We start from the raw sequence: 18,805 nt of genomic DNA, 5'->3' as shown, positions 1-18,805 counted from the left end.
GTTAGCTTCCCCTGATCAGCAAAGACTTTCCTGTCATCTCTACTGGTGTTTTAATATTCATAATTTCTAATATAGTTGGCGCAACATCACATAGCCTACCATCTTGAATACCGAAACTACCTATTTTTTTATCTTTTGTCAAAATAATAAGAGGCACAGGGTTTAGCGTATGTGACGTATGCGCTTGTTCACCGTTTTCCATCTGTTCAACATTTCCGTGGTCTGCTGTAATAAGCATAATATAATCATGTTTTAGCGCTGCTTCTGACAGATCTTTTACACATTTATCAATAGTCTCTACTGCTTCAACTGATGCTTTGAAATTACCAGTATGACCAACCATGTCACAGTTTGCATAATTTACAGCAATAAAATCATATTTTTCAGTTTCAATTTCATCTACAAGCTTTTCTGTAAGATCATAAGCTGACATTTCAGGAATTTCATCATAGGTTGCAACTTTAGGAGATGGAATTAACACCCTGTCTTCACCCGGCAGTACTTTTTCAACCCCACCATTGAAAAAAAATGTCACATGAGCATATTTTTCGGTTTCAGCTATTCTCAGCTGCTTTAAATTATTATCCGCAAGTACCTGTGGGAGTGTATTTAAAACCTCTTCATTAGGAAATACGGAATCCATTGATTTTGCTAGTAAATCTGAGTATTCCATCATACCTGACTTCAAGCCAAAATTTATTACTTTCTTTCTTTCAAATTTATCAAAAGCCTGATCTATAAGCGCATGGCTAAGCTGTCTTGCCCTGTCTGCTCTAAAGTTTGTAAATAAGAATCCGTCACCATCCTGGATACCTTTATAATTACCTATCACCGTAGGAATTACAAACTCATCAAGAACCTGATTTCTATAAGAATTTTCTAAAACATCCAATGCGTTTTCTGCTATATCACCACTTGACAATACAATGGCATTATATGCTTTTTCTACTCTATCCCAGCGTTTATCCCTGTCCATTGCGTAATAACGCCCTGCAATTGTTGCAATCGAAATATTATTAAAAGATTGGATTTGCTTTTGTAAGTTTTCTAAATATATTTTAGCACTTTGTGGTGGAGTATCACGACCATCTAAAAAAGCATGGATTTTAACATCCACTTTTTGCTCTGCTAAATATTTAGCAATATAAATCATATGATCCTGGTGAGAATGCACCCCACCATCTGATAAAAGCCCCATTAAATGGAATGAATTTTCAGATCCCGTATATTTTTCAATAATTTGCTTAATAACTTTATTGCCTTTGACGCTACCTGTTTCTATAGCATCATTGATTTTAGGCAGATCCTGCAGAATAATTCTGCCGCTACCAATACTCATATGACCAACTTCAGAATTACCCATTTGTCCTTCAGGCAGCCCTACATCAAGCCCTGAAGTACTAATGCGGGCATATGGATATTTACTAAATGCTTCATCGAAAAAAGGAGTTTCTGCAGAAGTTATGGCGTTATCCTTTGAGCTTGGCGCTAAACCAAATCCATCCAGAATACATAACAAAACTTTTTGCATTAATGCTCCTCCATATTACCTCGATAATGATGCTTAGGCATCCTATCACCTGTTTTAATATAATACATAATTCGTGCGATTTTAGTCAGACAATCACCTATTCTCTCAATATTTTTTATAGCAAAAATAAAGTTGAGATATATCTCAATTAAAAGCTTGTCCTGTGTTGCAGAGATTTTCGCAGTAGTCTTTTGTATTAAAAGTTTCGTTAGAATATCAATTTCGTCATCAAAGTCAAATGCTGCCTGGCAATTTGTATCAACTTCTTCCAATTTCAACAAGTTTTCTGTAGAAACAGACATTTGCAGAATCTTGTTAATAATGGTTGTAAACTCTTCTTTAAGGTCACTATCAACGGGATCATTATAATTACATGCACGTTTCGCTGTGTTTTTAGCAAGGTCGCCTATTCTTTCAATCAGTACCACCAGCTTTAGAGCAGATACAATCATTCTAAGGTCAATACCCATAGGTTGCCTCAGTGCCAGTAAGCTTGTAGCTTTTTGCTCTATCTGCTGATCAATTGCATTTACCTTTTTATCAAGCTCCCTTGCTTCGGCTACAAATGACACATCAGGCGTATGCCAGCATTTTAATGAAATATCTACTTCCTGAGATGCATGACCCAGCATTTCGATTAAGGAAGATCTTAAACTTTCAAGCTCAGCATCATATGATTTTACGGTATGCTTTGACATATTTTCTACTCACGGTGATATGGATGATTCGTAATGATACTATAAGCTCTATAAATTTGTTCTGCAAGTAATACTCTCACCAGTTTGTGTGGAATTGTCATTTTTCCAAATGAAATAAGTTTATTAGCACGCTGCCTTACACTTTCGTCTAAACCATCAGCGCCGCCAATAATAAACACGATTTCTTTGCCAATATCTAAATTTTTTGCAAGAATTTCTTTAAATTGCATAGATGATAAATTATCTCCACGCTCATCAAGAGCAATAACGAAATCATCCTTGTTTATCTCTGCAAGAATTCTGGAAGCATCATCAAGTTTTTTGTTTTCCTTTTGAGAGTCAGGAATCTCAATAATATTTATCTTCCATTTAGTTCTTTTGACGTATTCCTGTAATAATAAATCTTCTGATGATGACTTTGCTATTTTGCCGACTGATAGTATTTTTATTTTCATATAGATTTTAAAAAATATGGATTACTGCGAAATACTATGTATTTATCCTAATAATCTTTTACAATAATTGTGTCATTGCTGAATAGGTTCAAAATTTCGGTTACGGTCATTGCGAGGGATGCAAAGCACCCTGTGGCAATCCACTTATGTTGTTCTGGATTTGCCACGCAAAACTTCATTTTGCTCGCAATGACCGCTAGATACACTTTATTCCTGATTTATTAGAATTATTGCATAACTAGTTTTTGCTGGTAATTCTATTCTCTTTCTAACTGAATATTCCAAAGCTGCTCAATCTGATACTGGTCACGAATTTCTGGCTGGAATACATGGATGATTACATCTAAACAGTCAATTAAAACCCACTCAGCATTTTCTAAGCCTTCAACTGTTACAACCTGATTTTTTTCATCCTTCATGAATTTAGCAATTTTTTCGCCCATTGCACCAACGTGTCTTCTGTTAAGACCTGAAGCTACAATCATGTAGTCGGCAATATCAGTTTTACCAGCTAAGTCGATAATTTCGATTTGCTCACCTTTTTCACTATCAATTAATTGCGCTAATTCTTCTGCTAATAATTTTGTTTGTTTATTCATAATAACCTTCTTCTGAATTTCTATTTACCGTTGGATCGTACGGTACGTATCCAATAGTTCCTAGTATTTTTGTTTCTAATTTTTCCATAACTTCTGCATCGCTATCTAGCATATGGTCATATCCAATAAGATGAAGCAAACCATGCACATACATATGCAAAAAGTGGTTTAGTCTGGTAATATTTTGCTCTTTTGCTTCCCTTATTACCGTTTCAACTGAAATTATAATGTCACCAATATTAAGCTCTCCGTCTTTAGCAAGCTTCACCACATTTTGATAAGAAACATGTTCAAATTGGGGAAAGGAAAGTACATTGGTTGGCTTATTTTTATTACGATAAATATTATTTAGATTTTGGATAAATTTATCATCACATAAAACTAAAGAAATATTTACATGCTCTACCCTTCTTAAAAGTGTAAAACGTACAACTGTTTCAGTAATCCCATGAAGTTCCTTCAGGTAATTTTGAATTACCCTTGAAACTAAAGGATAGTTTTTAGTAATATCTAAAGTAAAATTATCGTAATATTCTTTGTACATAATTTACGCCAATTCTTCCTCAAGTTCTGCCGCAATTGAGTATGTAAACATTGATACAAGCTTTACATTTGCAATCTTACCAAGTAATTCTGGATGTCCTGCAAGATGTACAGATTGCATATAAGGGCTGCGACCTATTACCTGCCCCTCATATTTTCCTTTTTTATCAAATAATACCGCTACTGTTTTACCAATAGTACTTTGATTAAACTCAGTTTGCTGGCTTGCAAGAAGCGCCTGAAGCCTCGCTAGCCTTTCAGTTTTAACATCTTCTGGCACCTGCTCTTCTTTATTGGCAGCAGGAGTTCCAGGGCGAATTGAATATTTGAACGAATAACACTGTGAAAAACCAACTTTTCTAACCAGTTCCATCGTATCTTCAAAATCCTGATCTGTCTCACCAGGGAAGCCTACGATAAAGTCAGAAGAAAATGCCATATCAGGGCGTGCTTTGCGGAACTTCTCAATAATTCTTAAGTAATCTTCAGCAGTATGCTTTCTATTCATAGCTCTTAAAACATTATTTGAACCTGACTGAATTGGTAAATGCAAAAATGGCATAAGCTTTGGCTCACTTCCGTGTAGATCAATTATTTCATCCGTCATATCTCGTGGATGCGACGTCATATATCTAATTCTTTCAATACCATCAATTTTTGCAATGATTCTAATTAAGTCAGCGATAGTCTTTTCCCCTTCTGGAGATGCTCCGTGATAAGCTGTAACGTTTTGACCAAGTAGTGTAATTTCTTTAGCACCAAGTTCTGCAAGTTTTACAGCTTCTCTGTAAACATCGCTAATTGGTCTGGAAAACTCAGCACCCCTTGTATAAGGAACAACGCAGAATGTACAAAACTTATCACAACCTTCCTGAATTGATAAAAATGCGCTAACCCCTTGAGAATTAGTTTCCTCAGGCAGACTATCAAACTTATCTTCTGATACAAAATCAAGGTTAATTGCATGCTTTATCTCATCACGGCTTACTTTACTTAATAAATCAGGTAATGTTGTATATGACTGAGGACCCACCACAATATCTACCTGTGGGGCGCGTTTAAAAATCTCATCGCCTTCAGCCTGACTCACGCAACCTGCAACGGCAATAAACATTTTACGACCTGCTGATTCGTGCTTATCTTTAATTTTTTTAATTCTTCCAAGCTCTGAGTATACTTTTTCAGCTGCCTTTTCTCTTATATTACAGGTATTTAAAATAATGAGGTCGGAGTCTTCCATATTTTCTGTTTGAGTATAACCGTACGGCGCAAGAAGCTCGGCCATTTTAACCGAATCATAAACATTCATTTGGCAGCCATAAGTAATGATGTGTAGATTTTTCATCTTTCTTCCTTCCTCCGGGAATTTTCTTTTATTTTGCTTATTAGTTATTTTCTTCTTCAAGTGGCACGCAGTAAAGCTCTAGTCTATGATCCACCAGCTTATATCCAAGCTCTTTAGCGATTATTTCCTGTATTTTTTCTATCTGCTCGTTTTTAAATTCTATAACCTTACCAGATGCCAAATCTATCAAGTGATCATGATGCTCTTCATGGATTGCCTCATATCTTGATCTACCATCTCTAAAATCATGTCTTTCAATTAGACTTAAATCCTCAAAAAGCTTAACTGCCCTGTAAACAGTAGCTATACTAATATTTGGGTCTTTAGCCGCAGCTCTTCTTCTTAACTCCTCTACATCAGGATGATCATCGGATTCACTGATAACTTTTGCTATAATTTTGCGCTGACCTGTTAGCTTTATGCCCTTTTCGGCTAGCAATTTTTCGATACGGTTTGCCATAGAAAAACTTGAGTTTTTGGAGTATTTAATACACTAAATTTGCCACTTTGACAAGCTTATTACAAAGTTTTTTTACGCCTTAAATTGCTATTTATACTTAAGCTCTTGATAATTATAGTATTCTAGGCTAGGCTAACCATGATTTAATAAAATATAAAATTATAGCACATGGATAAAAAAAGCCCGAAATTTATTACTTTTGAAGGTATTGATGGAACTGGAAAAACCACCCAGATGGAAGCTTTAAAAGAATATTTAATATCTAAAGGCTATAAAGTTACAACAACACGCGAACCTGGTGGCACAAAAGGCTGCGAAAAAATCCGAGACATAGTACTTCATGAAGAGTTCATACCAGAAGTTCAGCTAATGCTTTTTCAGGCAGCACGTCTTGAACACCTTGATAAAATTGTAATTCCTGCGCTTAAAGATGGTCATATTGTTTTGTGCGACCGATTCCTTGATTCAACTATTGCTTATCAAGGACGCACTATTCCTGAGCAAAATATTAGGCAAATCCATAAGCTTACTACGTCAAGGTTTCGTGAAGGCGGATTTTTCCCAGATTTAACATTTTTACTAACTCTTGATCCTAATGAATCTGCAAAACGCATCTTAGCAAGACATGAGTCAAATGTCTTTGATAATCAGTCTCTTAGTGAGTTTGTTAAAATTCAGAACAATTTTTTAGAAATAGCTAAAAAAGTACCTGACAGAGTAAAAACTGTTTCAACTGACGGCGCAAAAGAAGAAACTTTTGTAAAAATTCAAAACATCATAGATAAAGCTTTGTAGACAGAAGGGGATAAATCCCCATCTGCATTATTTTGACTTGCCCTTGTTTTGATTCTCACCGGTAACTTGGGCGCGTTTATGCTTTTTGGATTTGCCGCTCTTAAGTTTCTTATCTAAAGAATTTACTTTATAGGTTACTTTATTGATCTCTTTATTTGTAGGCTCGTCATAACCAATACTGTGACCCATTCCAAATATATCACCTATTGCTTTAAACCATTCGCCTGGCTTAGATAATCTTCCGCCTTTTCTAGCTGCATTTAACCCGCTTATAAACCTTGTTCCAAAGAACCCTGCAGCAGCAAGACCGCCAACTATAGGCATCGCAGCACCCATAAAGCTTGCTCCAGCCGCTAATGCTACAGCAAGAGCAATCCCAACGCCCCATCTTGCTCCTCTAGACTTACGGTAAATATTTCTTACAAGATCACGTTTAGCTATATGATCCTTCTTCTTACCACTTACCTTACCACCACTATATCCTCTAAACTCATGCTTATTAAGTTGTGGCTGTGGCTGTGGCTGCTGTTGCGCAGGATTAGGCACCCCACCTCTTTCCTGATTTGCTTTATTAATCATAATATTACGCACGTTATCAGGCAAACTTATATACTTTAAATTCTCTTCGGCACTTTTAGCACCAAACATATCGTTTTTGGTCTTGGTAACTTCTGCCCCATTTTCTATTAATGTGCTTACCATTTTGCCCCTATTTCTTCCCATGGCATACATTAATGGTAAGTCGCTATGCCTGTATATGTCCTGCTTAGTGTTAAAATCAATTCCATGATTGTTTTTTAAGTATCCAACAATTGCAGGGTCAGCATTAGATTCATTGAATAATAAACCTAATATTTGTGACTGCATTTTTTCTTCAAACTTTTTACTAGTTGCATCTGCTGGAAACATCCTTTGTGCTACATAGGCGAAATTCTCTTTATTATTTATACATTTAAGAATCAAATCACCATGTATACCACTTAAATCAAATGTTCTTGCATCTAATACCTTTATAAAATCTATAAGTTTATGTGGATAATGCTCAGCGATCATAGATAATACATCTCGAGCATAAATTTGAGCATGCTGCGCCCTTTGTATTCTTTCTGCAAGTTTTGCAACATTATTTGACTCTATATTACGACCATGCGTATTCTTAAAAGTTTCAACATCAAGTAAATCGCTATATAGATCAGTAACGCCCGCTGTACTATTTACAGGTGTTGTTGCATCAACAACTGGTTGATTAATGTTTGCCTGTCCTTGAGATTGCCCTGTATTATTTACATTTTGTACAGACTGAATCATAGACTGAATTCTATCCTTTAAATTATTAGGCAAATGGTCAAATTTAATACCATCTAAAATATCATTTTCAGTTAAAACTGCACCATTATCTAATAATGCCTCTATCATTTCAGGCTTTGCCATACGTGCATTTATTGCATGTTTCAATAATGATTCTGAATGACCAATAAGATTATTATTGTAATCTATATTTGGACACACTTCTTTTAAATATTTTACAATTGCAGGATCATAATCAGCATCTAAAGCCATACTTAAAAATATGTTATATTTTCTCAAATATTTAACATCTATCGTTATTAGTTTTGATATTTTTTCATAAATAGCTTGAAAATGTCCTTTCGATTTTTTACAAGCAGAAAGTACAACTCCCCATTTTTCTGCCGATAAATTGATATTGCTGTCTTCATAAATTTGAATTAACGTTTGAAATTTTTCAGGATGTTCATAGATAAGTTTAGCTAATATAGATACATCATAATTAGTTTGTTTTGGGGCATTTTTGCAATATTCAACAAGCCCATCTTTAAACTCATTTGAATCAAAATCTTTAAGTTTTAATTCATTATATTTTGTCTCAAGCCCAGCATTCGTATAAGTATTATTTTGTGGAGCGTTATTACGTGGCTGATGATTTTTATTCTGTTGTTGCTGCTTACCAGGTTGATTAATTATAGCCATTGGCTTGTCATGGTTACGCACAAAATCCGCACCATAGTAATGAATTAATACTTGTTTTATTACATTTGCATCAATTGTTTTGGATTCTAAAAAATCTAAAAAATTTGAAACACCATTGATTTCTAAAATTTTTTCAAATTTAAAACCAATTTTTTCGGATGCATCTTGCAATGCTACTAATACTGGACCCATAGTAGCTTCTAAAGATGAGGTATTTTTCTCTCTTAGGGCGGCTTTAGCAAATGAAATTTTTTGCTCTAAATTACCTACCTGTTGCATTGCAGAATATAAATTTTCATAAGCAAATACCTTCATAGCCTCTGCAGAATTTTCAATTAATGATTTTAAATCTTTATCTGAAATGATATCAGGATTTAAAAATATAGACGGTATGATTAATGAGAAAGATGCATTTTCTGATTTTTTTAAAGCAGACTGGAGTACCTCAGACTTATTTGATGTAGAATCCTTGAGTAAATTTCTTTTAACCTTATTTTGGTCACTTTCATTCACCCATACCCATTTAAAAGCATCGTCTAGATACCAGTTAGCTACATCATAACTTACATCCTGCTTAACTAACTCAACAAGTACCTTACGATCTTGCAGCATGGTCTTAAGTATATTTTTACAATCTTTTATTAAATCTTTAGATATAGATTTATTTTCTAATATTTTATGTAAGAAATACAAAGCATTAATGTTTAAGCCCTTACAATAGCCTTCAAACTTTTGCTTAAAAACATTTGCATCGGCATTAATATTAGCAATAATTTGATTTTTATCGTTACCAGATAAAGATGAATAGAAATTATTAATATTATCAAATGATAATATTTTATCCTCTAATTTATGATATAGCTCCTGTAATTTACTGCCATTTTTATTATTTTTATCAGTTTGATTAGCTTGTATTTGATGCTGAATTTTTTTAGAATATGTATCAATATGATTCACCATTAGATCTTTTACATCATCTGATATACTGTTATCATTTAGTAACTCATCTTTAAATACATTTATTAACTGAGCCATATTGTTTAACTTGTTGATATCTGTAACACCATTCAGCTTAGATTCATCTAAACGCTGAAATATATCTTGTCTCTTGCCAAACTCTTGCCTAGCAGACTGATTGATGCTTTTTTGAACTTCAGCTTTTTTACCTGCATTCACTACTTTTTGTACTGGTCTTTTCTTAAATTCTTCTAACCTTTGCTCTAAAGTTGTTCCTGACCTTTCTTTATCACCTGCTTCAATAATAAGCCTTTCTGTATCTGGGTGGAGCTTTCTTTCATGAGAAAATCCCCTCTTTGCAATAATATCTTTCCATAAGTGGCTCTCTGCACTTATACCTTTACTAAATGTGCTTGGTACATTTGAATCTAAAAAAACATCAGTAACCCTTGCGCCATTTTTAATCATAATTTCCACTAAAGCATCTCTTCTTTCGGCAACCGCCATAATCAGAGGCATTTCTTTTGTATCCGGAAGGGCTGGATTCATGTCTTTGTAATCAAATGGTTTGTTTAAATCTAGTCCATGATTTTTAACTAAATATTCTATGATTCTTACATCTGTACTTTTATTTTCTATAAGCTCTTGGAGTAATCTCGAAATATTTTCTTTGGGATCAAATTTAACTTCTTCTACTAAAAACTTAAAATTCTCTAATGAGTTAAGTGAATACTTTAACAAATCTGAATTTAGTATAAAAGCCTGGTTTTCATTTTTTGCCTTATGGTATAGCTCTGGAAATAATGCAGCACTTTTACTAGTGGCTACAACTATTAAAAGTTCATTTGTTTCATCTATATTTTTGAAATCAAATACTCTGTCAGCTATTTTAATCAATATTTCTTCATTTATATAATAATTAAAACAATGCCTTAAAAATTCTAGCTTGGTTTTATGATTAGCTTTGTAATCAAAATTTACTAATAGATCAGCCGGAACTGTTATTGTTTCGCCATAATAGTTTTTAAATAAATAAGATTCACCCTTATATTGCGTATCCATGCCAGCATTTTTAGCAGATTTAAGTATTTGGCTAATAACCGTTTTATCAGCAGATTTATAAAATTCTACTATATATTCAATAAAAATACTGTTTTCCGCTGTTTTAGGCACCCTACCGTCAGATAAAGGTATACCATCTTTGAAAATACAATTGGAATTTAAAGACTTTTTCACAAATTCTGTATAATTTGGATTATTTGATAAAGCCTCTATTAGTTTTGGCAAAAATTTATTATATTTATAATTATAACCATCATTTCTAAGCATAAAACTTAAAATATTATCTTTATAACTTGCAAAGGCTGAATCTACCCAATATTGATTTTCAATAATTTCTTTAAGTTCAAAACTATATTTTTGACAGATTTCTTCTAGATTTTGAATAGTATAATTGGGCTTTGCAATTTCGCTCAACAATTCTTTGTAAATTAAAGTTATAAGATTATTACTATTCTCTATTAAACTCTTAAGCTCTTTTGAAGTTATAACACCTAAATTTTGCAGTTTTTCATATAAATATTTAGCTGTGTCTATATGCTTTTGATTTGGATTTAATGCCAGAGACAATGGATTACTTATTAATTGACTATTCTTTTCTGAAACTAATAACTTCCTTTGCAACTGACTTTGCTTAGCTTTACTATCCGTTATGAATTTAGTTATATCTTCCAGATACCACTTAACTACTTGCAAATTATTGTATTTACATGCGTGATAAAATTTATCTAGATTTTGAGAATTTTTCATGCCCACTGCATCATTGAGATGCTCAAGGAGTATCGTTTTACTTTTTTGAATAAATTCCTTATTTTTTTCGGGTTTGGGGTTATTGATTTGCTTTACAAAATGTGACCATAGCCACATAGCCGACTCATCTTTATTTTGAGCCATTAAATCACCAAAATTTTTAATTAATACGCTTACATCTAACGAGTTTATTTCTTTTTGAACTATTTCGGATGCTTCAAAAAAATTTTTATCAATTTGACTATAGTCATTAGATCCCAAAGAATTTAAAAAATCACTTACACTTTTACTCATGATATATTACCGCTTAATAATTAAAATAAATTTATTAAATTATATCATAATAATGTATTTTTACCAATCTTAATTAATAAAAATTGCCTAACTAATTAAAAATTTATATTTAAATCAGCGTCTTACAAAATGGTAGCAGGTTTACTAAGAATCTTATGAATTGGGCATTTATCTGCAACAGTAAGTAAACTCTGCTTTTGTTCGTCTGTAAGATTACCAATCAGCTCAATATTTCTTTTAATTTCAATAACATCTTTTGATTCATCAGTAATTTTAACTTCAACATTTGCAGATTCTAGTGGAATGCTTTTGCGATCGGCATACATTTGAAGCGTAATTGTTGTACATGCCGCCAGTGCTGCTTCAATTAAGTCATGCGGAGTCATACCCAGATCAAGACCACTATATTTTTCTTCAGGTACATCTGAGATTATATTATGCTTGCCTGCTTTTACATTTACAGTATATTTTTTTAGTCGTGAAGATGCTACCATGATACCCTCATTTATGTATGATTTTTAATGAAATTTAAGGCTAATTTATTAATTTTTGCAAGCTTTTCATCTGAGAACTTTGAAAGCGTAGAATACACATAAGTAAGCCTTTGATTATTAGAAAGTTTATCTTTATTCCTATCCATAAAATTCCAGTATAAATAATTAAATGGGCAGGCATTTTCAGTATCATTTTCTTTTACATTATATTTACAGTTCCCGCAAAAATCTGACATTTTATTTATATAATTTCCGCTTGCTGCATATGGTTTAGACCCTAAAAATCCCCCATCGGCAAACAGCGACATGCCATGGGTGTTAGGTAGCTCTACCCACTCGTAAGCATCTAAATAAACAAGCAAATACCACTCCTCAACTTGCTTAGGCTCAAGCCCCATAATTAAAGCAAGATTGCCCGTAACCATAAGCCTTTGAATATGATGGGAATATGCATATCTTACAGTAAAATCGACTGCCTTACTTACACAGTTCATATCTGTCTTTCCATCCCAGTAAAACTGTGGCAAATTCGCTTTTGCTTTAAAATAATTGGTATTTGCATACTCTGGCATTTTTGACCAGTAAATGCCGCGCATAAACTCACGCCAGCCAAGAATTTGCCTTATAAACCCCTCTACCGCATTTATCGGCAAGTTTTTTTGATAATATCCCTCTTCTGCTGCTTTTATAACCTCCAAAGGATCCAATAGCCCGATATTGATATAAGGTGACAAAACTGAATGAAAAAGGAATGCTTCGCCATTTAGCATAGCGTCCTGATAATCACCAAAGTATTTAAGAGAAGTTTTGATAAAATAGTTTAACGCTTTTAATGCATCTTTTCGCGTAACCGCTGGGTAAAATGACTCAATCTCACCAAAGTGATTGGCAAAGTTTTTTTCAACCATTTTAATAACTTTTTTAGTGATATCAGTTATTTCAAATCTTGGAAGCTCAGGTATTTTTACCTTACCATCATATTTATTACGATTTTCTGCATCAAAGTTCCATTTATCTAAAAGCGGTTTATCTTGATTCATAAGAACATTATGTTTATTACGCATTTCACGGTAAAAATATTCCATTCTAAGCGACTTTTTACCCTTAGACCATTTTTTAAACTCATCTATGCTGCATAAAAACCTGTCATCTTCCCTGATTTCAATAGTAATTTTATCTTTTAAAGATTCAATTTCTTCTAAAATTCTGTACTCGCCTGGATGTGTTATAATAAGTTTATCAAACTTGGTAAAATCAACTCTTTCTAGATTATTTGCATATGACTGCTTATTTTTTGCATCTTCCAGCTCAATATACTCAACATTAAGCCCTTTATTCCGTAACTCTTCTGCAAAATGTCGCATCGCTGCAAAAGTAAACACCAGCTTCTTTTTATGATGTTTAACGTATGTAGCTTCCTGCATAGTTTCCATAATTAAGATAATATCATCTTTTTGGATATTATTTAGTGAGCTAATATTATGGCTCAGCTGATCAACCAGAATTAATATAAGATTGCTCATAAAGATATATCCTTTAAAAATTGGTTATAATGCTTATATAAAGCTTCATCAAAATCCTGCATGGTAATATTAACACCTAAATCTTTGAAGGAAGTTACGCCATAATCAGGCAGACCACAAGGAACAATGTTTTTAAATTTAGAAAGATCTGGATTTATGTTTACAGCAAATCCATGATATGCCACCCCTTTAGACACCCTTATACCGATAGCTGCTATTTTTGCTTCAAAATGTGGGAAATACCTGTTTGGAGTAGACACCCACACGCCCACCCTACCTTCTTTAATTTCGCCAATAATGCCAAATTCTTGGAGTGTACGTATAACCCAGTTTTCAACAGCCTGAACATATTTACGAATGTCTATGTTTTCCATATGTTTTCGTATATTAATAATAGGATATACAATACGCTGACCAATTCCATGATAAGTTATCTGCCCGCCACGTGATGTAATTTCTACAGGAATATTTTGATTAAGCAGATCATGAGGCTTACTACTTGTACCCATAGTATACACATCTTCATGCTCTAAAAGCCAAATTTTTTCATTTTCTTGGTTTTGGGCAACTTTAGCTGCAATTTCGGTCATTTTATGTAAAGCAAGCTTATAATTTAAGGGTTTTTCTTCTTTTTTCCACTCAATATTCATTTTTTTATAGTCCCGCTAAATTTTTCCCTTGATTATTTTTATGAGTTACTATAGATAACATGTATAAATTTGCTTGTGTAATAGTCAAATCATTTCTATTATATTAATTTATTAATTTGCGGTCGTGGCGGAATTGGTAGACGCGCAGCGTTGAGGTCGCTGTTCTTCACGGAGTGGAAGTTCGAGTCTTCTCGACCGCACCATTTTTAATTATTGTTTATTGAGGTTTGACTGTGGTAACCGACTTCGCTGCTCAAACTGGGGGCTACGGCCTTACTAGTCACATACAACACAAGCTAGATGACTTTCTGGCCGAGCAAAATAATACCGAATTCAAATCTTTAATCTTAAGCCTATATAGCGCTGATATCGCTGATTATATCACCATCTCTAACCGCGATGCCCGCAAAGAAATTATTGAAATTTTAGGTGATGATCTATTTGGTGATATTTTAGTCAATATTGATAATCACGTGCGTAATAGCGTTATTGAACAAATTGGCGTTGATAAAACTTCTCAGCTTATCCATGAGATGGATATTGAGGATGCGGTTTATATTATTGAAAATCTTGATAAAGAAACTCAGAAAAATATTTTATCTACCTTACCTGACACTACTAGCAATCAAATTAATGAAAGATTAGCTTATCCTGAAAACAGCGCAGGAAGGATAATGCACCCTTCTAAAATTGCTGTGATGGACTACTGGACAGTTAGCCAAACAATTGATTACCTCAGAAAAAACAAGTCATCTGATGAAATTTTCTATGATATATTTGTACTTGATCTTAAACATAAACCTGTAGGATCTGTAAATATAAGTAAGCTCATTTCATCCCCTGCTCACCAAATTATTCGTGGAATTACAGATCATGAACTTATTACGGTTAATGCTCAGCTTGATCTAGGGGAAGTAGCTTTTATCTTTAAGCAGTACGATATTAAAACCGCACCTGTTGTTAACAACTTTGGGCGAATTATCGGAACAATATCGGTTAACGATATTATCGAAGTAGCCGTAGAGGAAACTGAAGAAGACCTTTTTAAACTCGGTGGTATTAGCCAGACCGACTTACACTTTAGCTTTATTGATTCTGCAAAAAAACGCCTGCCATGGCTGGTGGTTAACATGATGACTGCTTTTATTTCATCACATGTTATTTCACATTTTAGCGATGAAATTGAAAAAATGGTAATACTTGCATCTATAATGCCAATGGTCGCATCTATGGGCGGAAATGCAGGTACACAAACCATGACCATCGTAGTACGTGCTATTGCTCTTAAAGATGCTCTTACAAATGATACACCAAGAATCATCAGAAAAGAGATTATGACATCTCTAACATCTAGCTTCTTTATATCAATCCTTGCTGGTGTTGCAATATATCTGTTATATCGCGATTATGAAGTTAGCCTTATATTTGCCGCAGCTATTGTTACAAACTTTTTTACAGCTGGACTTATGGGCTCAAGCATTCCTATAATCCTTAATAAAATTAAAGTTGATCCAGCAGTTTGTTCTGGAATATTTTTAACAGCTGTTACAGATAGTTTTGGATTTTTATCATTTTTAATTCTTGCGAAAATATTTCTTTTGAGTTAGCATCTGTTGCCATGAAGGATAGTCGTGAAAAAAAATTAGCAGAAAGACTTAAGCAAAATATCGCACGTAGAAAGGCGGTAGCTGGGGAAGATGCAGACAATCCTATAGGAAAACAAACAGAGAAGAATAACGATGAAAAAGCTGATTCCGGAAATAATTGAACCCTGGTTCTTTGTACCGAACGGTGATTTTTGCAGTAAAGTTGCCAATGACTATAAAAAACCTGAAACAGGGTTTTTAAGCATAATTAAAAAGTTTTTAAGACTTTTCCACAGGTCTAAGCATGTCGATAATACCATATAAAGGTATCCACCCCAAAATTGACCCCTCATCTTTTATAGCCCCTGGCTGCCATATAATAGGCGACGTCACCATTGGCAAACAGTGTGGAATCTGGTTTAACACTGTTATTCGTGGCGATGTTGAACCTATTACAATAGGTGATTTTACTAATGTTCAGGATGGATCTGTAATACACGTAACCCGCCGCAAAGCCAAAACCATTATAGGATCATATGTAACAATCGGTCACAAAGCCCTGCTTCATGGCTGCATAGTGGAAGATTATGGCTTTGTAGGTATGGGATCGGTAATTTTAGATAACGCCAAAATCGAAACTAAAGGCATGTTAGCAGCAGGCGCAGTCCTTACCCCTGGTAAAGTTGTTAAAACGGGTGAGCTTTGGGCAGGTAACCCAGCAAAGTTCATGCGAAATTTAACTGAGCAAGAGATGGAATATTTCGCGATATCAGCTGAAAACTATAGAATTCACGTAGAAGAGTATTTTTCTATAAGAATCAATAGTTAAATATCAATAAAAACTATATTTCCTTAGCTTAATTATTAACAAAATACTAATTATTTATTGACATTTTGCGATTTTTACATTATAATTATGCAAATTTTTAAAATAAGGTATAAATGTTATGGCTAAACAAAAATTAGAAAATTTATTAAAATTGCAATCTGTAGGCGGTAGCAAGCAAGATATAAATGATGGTTTTAATGAAATAAAGTCATATCTTGAAAAAAAAGAAATCAATGTTGAAGATATTAACGATTTAAAAGATGCTGATGGAAAAAATCTGCTTTTATTTGCTACTATTTATTTACAATGGGATATTGTAAGGATTTTAATAAATACTCCTGGTGTAAAACTTGATGTAAAACATAATGGTAGCGGAATTGTTCATTATGTGACTATGACAAATGACGTAGAAAATTTAGAATGCTTAGATGGAAAAAAAGATATCATTAGTATGCTTACTAGCGATGGTCGAACAGCTTTGCATATTGCAACTCAGTGGGAGTATAATTTAGAGGTAATTCAAAAGCTTATAGAGTTGGGTGTTGATGTTAATATAAAAGATGATAAATCTTTAACAGCTTTACATTATGCTGTTGAAAACGAATCAGTTGAATGTATTAAAGAACTGGTAAAAGCTGGGGCAAAATTAGATATACAAAATAGAGATGGAAAAACTGCAATCCAAATTGCAAAAGAACTAAAAAAACAGGATCTGATTGATGCATTAAATCCCGTTGACAATAAACCCATTTTTGAAGCTATTGATAAGAATGACTTAGCTGCATTAACTAAGTTATTATCTGGCGATTTAAAAGTTTTAAATTGCATTGGAAAAGATGCTTTGACTCCTATTGAATATGCTGCTGCGAAAGGAAATTTAGAAGCATTAAAAGTTTTAGAAAAAAAGCAAAACGTTGAATATACTGCCTTGTGCCGTGTTGCTGCTAAATATGGTCAGATTAATATATTAAATTACATTTCTAAGAATCCATTATATTCCTCTTCAATGAATTATGCATTAAGTGATGCAGTTCATGAAGGTCAATTAGATTCTATAAGATATTTGATGCAAAATGGTGCTACAGGAAATAATTTAAATGGCTATGGCAACACACCATTACACATTGCAGCAAAATATGGTAGCAACGATGTAGTAAAAGTGCTTTTAGAAGGAAATGAAACAGATGATTTCTATAAGTTTAAAACTGCTGCACTTATTTCATTGGGAGATACAAGAGAGGTAATTTCAGAGAGTAAAAAAGATTTTATTAATCTGAAAAATAGCTCTGGTCAATCAGCGTTATTAATGGCACTAACTTCAGATAATGAAACTGACGAAGTAATAAAAACGCTTCTTAGAGCTGGTGCAGAAATGCCGGATATTAATAAGGTAGAAGGACTCACTCAAGACCAAAAAAATAAATTAGTAGCACTTGCGGAAGTCAAAGCAGAGCAAAATCCTGCACTACAACCTGTTATTCATCCTGCCAAGTCTGACGATAAAGCATTAGAAGATTTAAAAAAGCTTTTAGAAGATCAAGATTTTGCTGGATCTGATCTTACAGATGCATTTGATTGCGTAGAAAAACATCTAGAAAACAATCACTATATTGTAGATGATCTGTACAATAGGTATAACGGTAAGTTACTTATCGAGTTTGCCGTATCAGTTGGAAACAAAAAGGCATTTACAAAACTATTGGAAGTAATGTCATTAACTCCCAATGGATATCGAGCATTATATACGCAGGCTGCCAGTGCTGGTAATTGGGATATGATGCAAATAATCCCTGCAGAACATATTGAACAGAATGTAAAAAGTGCCGCTTTAATATTAGCAGCAGATCAAAATCATTCAGACATTGTTAGAAACCTAATGACTCAAAATGCTCAAATTGGAACATTTGATTATCATGGAAGTAATGCTTTGCACATTGCTGCAACAAAGGGTCATACCAAGGTCATCGAAGTTTTATTGGAAAAAGATGAAAATAATCCGATATATCAGTTTAATTTGGTGAACAGCGCACAAATCAACCCTATTGTAATAAATATGACAATTGATAAATGCAACAATAAAACTGAATATGTAAATTCTCAAGATACAAATAAAAAGTCAGCTTTATTCAGAGCATTAGAATCAACTGAGTCAAACGATGAGACTATCAAGCTTCTTCTTAAAGCTGGTGCTACAAAGCCAATTTTTTCAGAATCTCAAAAGGATAAGCAGGAAAGATTAGATAAGCTA

The 18,805-nt window shown here is 33.5% G+C and carries 15 protein-coding genes and 1 tRNA gene; 5 read left to right on the top strand and 11 right to left on the bottom strand.

All coding sequences use genetic code 11. The features are described from left to right. Nucleotide 1: 1 nt before the first annotated feature. The 7 genes from BGO27_03060 to BGO27_03030 form a co-directional block, all read right to left on the bottom strand. Nucleotides 2-1,531: a phosphoglycerate mutase (2,3-diphosphoglycerate-independent) gene (locus BGO27_03060; protein OJV13577.1), complete on the bottom strand. Its 1,530-nt coding sequence runs from the start codon at nt 1,529-1,531 to the stop codon at nt 2-4. Beyond that, nucleotides 1,531-2,229: a phosphate transport system regulatory protein PhoU gene (locus tag BGO27_03055; GenBank protein ID OJV13576.1), complete on the bottom strand. Its 699-nt coding sequence runs from the start codon at nt 2,227-2,229 to the stop codon at nt 1,531-1,533. The genes BGO27_03060 and BGO27_03055 overlap by 1 nt, the downstream gene beginning before the upstream one ends. A gap of 5 nt (nt 2,230-2,234) precedes the next feature. Then, the gene (locus BGO27_03050) at nt 2,235-2,684 is read right to left on the bottom strand and encodes a hypothetical protein (protein OJV13575.1); all 450 of its coding nucleotides are present in this window, start codon (nt 2,682-2,684) and stop codon (nt 2,235-2,237) included. 257 nt (nt 2,685-2,941) lie between these two features. Continuing rightward, nucleotides 2,942-3,283: a ribosome silencing factor gene (locus BGO27_03045; protein ID OJV13574.1), complete on the bottom strand. Its 342-nt coding sequence runs from the start codon at nt 3,281-3,283 to the stop codon at nt 2,942-2,944. After that, nucleotides 3,276-3,827 carry an rRNA maturation RNase YbeY gene (locus BGO27_03040; protein OJV13573.1) on the bottom strand — a complete coding sequence of 184 codons (552 nt, stop codon included), beginning with the start codon at nt 3,825-3,827 and terminating at the stop codon, nt 3,276-3,278. The genes BGO27_03045 and BGO27_03040 overlap by 8 nt, the downstream gene beginning before the upstream one ends. A 3-nt stretch (nt 3,828-3,830) precedes the next feature. Further along, complete coding sequence (locus BGO27_03035; protein ID OJV13572.1) at nt 3,831-5,171, bottom strand: tRNA (N6-isopentenyl adenosine(37)-C2)-methylthiotransferase MiaB; 1,341 nt, start codon at nt 5,169-5,171, stop codon at nt 3,831-3,833. A gap of 40 nt (nt 5,172-5,211) precedes the next feature. Beyond that, the gene (locus BGO27_03030; protein OJV13571.1) at nt 5,212-5,631 is read right to left on the bottom strand and encodes a transcriptional repressor; all 420 of its coding nucleotides are present in this window, start codon (nt 5,629-5,631) and stop codon (nt 5,212-5,214) included. Nucleotides 5,632-5,799: 168 nt separating this feature from the next. Here BGO27_03030 and BGO27_03025 point away from each other — a divergent pair, with 168 nt between their 5' ends. After that, nucleotides 5,800-6,426, top strand: a complete 627-nt coding sequence (locus tag BGO27_03025) for a dTMP kinase (protein ID OJV13570.1) — start codon at nt 5,800-5,802, stop codon at nt 6,424-6,426. A 27-nt stretch (nt 6,427-6,453) separates the two neighbouring features. On the opposite strand, the gene BGO27_03020 is transcribed toward BGO27_03025, so the two are convergent. From BGO27_03020 to BGO27_03005, 4 genes are all read right to left on the bottom strand, one after another. After that, the gene (locus tag BGO27_03020) at nt 6,454-11,475 is read right to left on the bottom strand and encodes a hypothetical protein (protein ID OJV13569.1); all 5,022 of its coding nucleotides are present in this window, start codon (nt 11,473-11,475) and stop codon (nt 6,454-6,456) included. A 122-nt stretch (nt 11,476-11,597) separates the two neighbouring features. Further along, nucleotides 11,598-11,969 (bottom strand): hypothetical protein, encoded by a 372-nt coding sequence (locus BGO27_03015; GenBank protein ID OJV13568.1) that lies wholly within the window; start codon nt 11,967-11,969, stop codon nt 11,598-11,600. An 11-nt stretch (nt 11,970-11,980) separates the two neighbouring features. Next, nucleotides 11,981-13,492, bottom strand: a complete 1,512-nt coding sequence (locus BGO27_03010) for a cryptochrome/photolyase family protein (GenBank protein OJV13567.1) — start codon at nt 13,490-13,492, stop codon at nt 11,981-11,983. Further along, nucleotides 13,489-14,142, bottom strand: a complete 654-nt coding sequence (locus BGO27_03005) for a hypothetical protein (GenBank protein ID OJV13566.1) — start codon at nt 14,140-14,142, stop codon at nt 13,489-13,491. Before BGO27_03005 ends, BGO27_03010 begins: the two co-directional genes overlap by 4 nt. A 118-nt stretch (nt 14,143-14,260) precedes the next feature. Here BGO27_03005 and BGO27_03000 point away from each other — a divergent pair. From BGO27_03000 to BGO27_02985, 4 genes are all read left to right on the top strand, one after another. Continuing rightward, nucleotides 14,261-14,345, top strand: a tRNA-Leu gene (locus tag BGO27_03000). Nucleotides 14,346-14,375: 30 nt separating this feature from the next. Further along, nucleotides 14,376-15,749 (top strand): magnesium transporter, encoded by a 1,374-nt coding sequence (locus BGO27_02995; GenBank protein ID OJV13565.1) that lies wholly within the window; start codon nt 14,376-14,378, stop codon nt 15,747-15,749. A 283-nt stretch (nt 15,750-16,032) separates the two neighbouring features. Further along, complete coding sequence (locus BGO27_02990; GenBank protein OJV13564.1) at nt 16,033-16,557, top strand: gamma carbonic anhydrase family protein; 525 nt, start codon at nt 16,033-16,035, stop codon at nt 16,555-16,557. 118 nt (nt 16,558-16,675) lie between these two features. Then, a partial coding sequence (locus BGO27_02985) for a hypothetical protein (GenBank protein OJV13563.1) occupies nt 16,676-18,805 on the top strand: 2,130 nt, incomplete at its 3' end.

The organism is Alphaproteobacteria bacterium 33-17 (genome assembly GCA_001897445.1).
Lineage (GTDB): Bacteria > Pseudomonadota > Alphaproteobacteria > Rickettsiales > 33-17 > 33-17.
The sequence above is the reverse complement of the archived record's forward strand: the minus strand, read 5'-3'. Positions and strand labels throughout refer to the sequence as shown.